3 protein-coding genes are annotated in these 3,182 nt (G+C 72.0%); all 3 read right to left on the reverse strand.

What is annotated here, in order from left to right; genetic code table 11:
• Positions 1–1,054 (reverse strand): TPM domain-containing protein (locus PROKR_RS02345; RefSeq protein ID WP_169736296.1); only part of this gene is annotated, 1,054 nt, incomplete at its 3' end.
• 125 nt (positions 1,055–1,179) lie between these two features.
• Complete coding sequence (locus PROKR_RS02350; protein WP_036959314.1) at positions 1,180–2,877, reverse strand: DNA repair helicase XPB; 1,698 nt, start codon at positions 2,875–2,877, stop codon at positions 1,180–1,182.
• Positions 2,878–2,908: 31 nt separating this feature from the next.
• Positions 2,909–3,182 (reverse strand): WYL domain-containing protein (locus PROKR_RS02355; protein WP_051432607.1); only part of this gene is annotated, 274 nt, incomplete at its 5' end.

The following is a 3,182-nucleotide window of genomic DNA, read 5'->3' on the forward strand; positions in this document are numbered from 1 at the left end:
CGTCGCTCGGGGCGGCGCCGACGGTACCGGCAGGGGCCGCCGGTGTACCTGCCGACGCGCCCTCTCGCTCGACGTCGAGCGCCTGCCGGATCGCGAACGCCTCGCGGACGTCGCCGGCGGCCCCCGCGAGGATCAGCTCGAAGTCCTGCGTCGCGTCGCCGCCGAGCTCCGAGCGGGCGAAGCCGAGCTCCTGCTCGGAGGTCTTGAGCGCGTCGTCGATGCCGACCAGGGCGGCGGCGGCGCGCTCCTCCAGCTCGTCCAGGGTCAGGTCGGGGTAGACGCCCGCGGCCGGGGCGGCGGCCACCGGGGTGCGGTTCCGGAGCTGGGCGAGGAGCGGGCGCAGCCGGGGCACCGCGAACCGCCACAGCACGAACCCGAGCGCGACCAGCAGCAGCACCGCCGCCAGCGCGATGCCCACCACGAGGAGCGGGCTGGTGGCGCCGGCGACCCCCTGACGGACGGTGTCGGCGGCCTCGGTCGCGGCCGGGGCCCACTGCTCGTCCTCGACGGCGGCCGCGACGGCCCTGTCGACCTGCTGGAGCTGGTCGTCGGTGAGCGTCACGTTGCTGTCCGCGGACAGGCCGAACTCGGCGTCCGTGGTGGCGATCGCGAGGAGCAGGTCGTCGGTACGGAGCCCGGACTGGTTCGCGCTCGCGTTGGCCCAGTCCACCGGGTCGGTGCCGTCGAAGCTCTCGATGTACACCACGAACATGCGCAGGTCGGTCTCGCCGGCGAGGCGGTCCACGGCCTCCAGCACGTCCTCGCGCTCGGCGTCGGTGAGCACGCCCGCGCCGTCGGTCACGGCGTCCGTGAGCGTGATCGGCGGCGACGCGGGCAGCACGTCCTTCATGAGCTCTGCCTGCATCGCGGCCGTCAGGCGGGGCGACACGGACGGCAGCGGCTCGGCCGGCCGGACGACCGTCGCGTTGGCGGCCTGTGACGTGGCCGCCAGGACCACGCCGACCAGGCCCGCGAAGGCCACGATGACCCAGCCCCCGGAAGCACGGGTGCCGGGATCGTGCGGAAGCTCGGCTCTTGCTCGGGACTCGATCACGTCCCTGATCGTCACCCCGGGTTCAGCACATCGCAATCGGAGGCCGGAACGTTGCGCACATGCAACGAATCCTCAGGTGAATGCCCAGCGTGAAGGGCATTTTCACGTGCCGAGCAGGGTGAATGTCAGGGAGCCGTCGAATCGGCCGGGGATCCGTCCAGGTCCTCGGCGTCCACGATGCGGTACGCGTACCCCTGCTCGGCCAGGAACCGCTGCCGGTGGGCCGCGAAGTCCTGGTCGACGGTGTCCCGCGCGACGACGGCGTAGAAGTGCGCGGTGCGTCCGTCGGCCTTGGGCCGCATGATGCGCCCGAGCCGCTGCGCCTCCTCCTGCCGCGACCCGAAGGACCCCGAGACCTGGATGGCCACGGACGCCTCGGGCAGGTCCACCGAGTAGTTGGCGACCTTGCTCACCACGAGCCGGCTGATCTCGCCCTCGCGGAACGCGCCGAACAGCCGCTGCCGCTCCTTGTTGGTGGTCTGCCCGGTGATGATCGGCGCCCCGAGGTGCTCGGCCAGCTCCTCGAGCTGGTCGATGTACTGCCCGATGACCAGCACCTGGTCGTCGGGGTGGCGTGCCACGATCTGCTCCACCACCTTCTTCTTGCCCGACGCCGACGCGGCCAGCCGGTACTTGTCCTCCGTCTCGGCCGTCGCGTAGGTCATGCGCTCGGACTCCGGGAGCGTGAGGCGGACCTCGACGCAGTCCGCGGGCGCGATGTAGCCCTGCGCCTCGATGTCCTTCCACGGCGCGTCGAACCGCTTGGGGCCGATCAGGCTGAACACCTCGTCCTCGCGGCCGTCCTCGCGTACCAGCGTGGCGGTCAGGCCGAGCCGGCGGCGCGCCTGCAGGTCCGCCGTCATGCGGAACACCGGCGCGGGGAGCAGGTGCACCTCGTCGTACAGGACCAGGCCCCAGTCGCGGGCGTCGAGCAGCTCGAGGTGCGTGTAGACGCCCTTCCGCTTGGTGGTGAGCACCTGGTAGGTGGCGATCGTGACCGGCTTGATCTCCTTCTTGGTGCCGGAGTACTCGCCGATCTCGTCCTCGGTCAGCGTGGTGCGCCGCACCAGCTCGTCGCGCCACTGGCGCGCGCTGACGGTGTTGGTCACCAGGATCAGCGTCGTGGTGCCCGACTTGGCCATGGCGCCCGCGCCGACGATCGTCTTGCCGGCACCACAGGGCAGCACCACGACGCCCGAGCCGCCGTGCCAGAACCCGTCCACGGCCTGCGCCTGGTAGGGCCGCATCTCCCACGTGGCCGCCTGCTCGTGCGGCGTCCGGGGGTGGGTGGTGGGGCTCAGCTCGATGGGGTGCTTCTCGCCGTCGACGTAGCCCGCGAGGTCCTCGGCCGGCCAGCCGAGCTTGACAAGGACCTGCTTGAGGTGGCCGCGCTCGGAGGGGTGCACCGTCACGGTGGACTCGTCGACCCGCGTGCCGACCAGGCCCGCTGTGCGCTTCGACTTGAGCACCTCGGCCAGGACCGCGCGGTCGGTGGTGCGCAGCACCAGGCCGTGCACCGGGTCCTGGGCGAGCTGCAGGCGCCCGTAGCGGGACATCGTCTCGGCGACGTCGACCAGCAGGGCGTGCGGCACCGGGTAGCGGCTGAACTCGATGAGCGTGTTCACGACCTGCTCGGCGTCGTGCCCGGCCGCGCGCGCGTTCCACAGGCCCAGCGCCGTCAGGCGGTAGGTGTGGACATGCTCGGGCGCGCGCTCCAGCTCGGCGAAGGGCGCGATCGAGCGCCGCGCCTGCTCGGCGCTCGGGTGGTCGACCTCCAGCAGGAGCGTCTTGTCGCTCTGCACGATCAGCGGGCCGTCGGGCATGGAGTCTCCCTCAGTCTTGCTCTACTGCGGTTCACGGCGTGGATGACGTCGGCAGCACCGACGCGATCCGATGGACGGCGATCGTCAGCTCAGCCTCGCGGTCCGGGTCGAGCGCACGCAGCCTGCCGCCGTCGAGGTTCAGGGGTTTCAGCTCGCGGCGCTCCAGCCGACCGGTGTGCCCGGCCACCTCGATGATCACGGTGGAGCCGTCGCGGAGCGCGTCGCGCAAGAGTGCCAACCCGTCGGCGGGGTGCTGTGTTCCCGGGTCGTCGTCGAGCGGCTCGGACGAGCCGGACGGCCCGGCC

Origin of the sequence: Promicromonospora kroppenstedtii DSM 19349, assembly GCF_000515355.1 — a bacterium.
Classification (GTDB): domain Bacteria; phylum Actinomycetota; class Actinomycetes; order Actinomycetales; family Cellulomonadaceae; genus Promicromonospora; species Promicromonospora kroppenstedtii.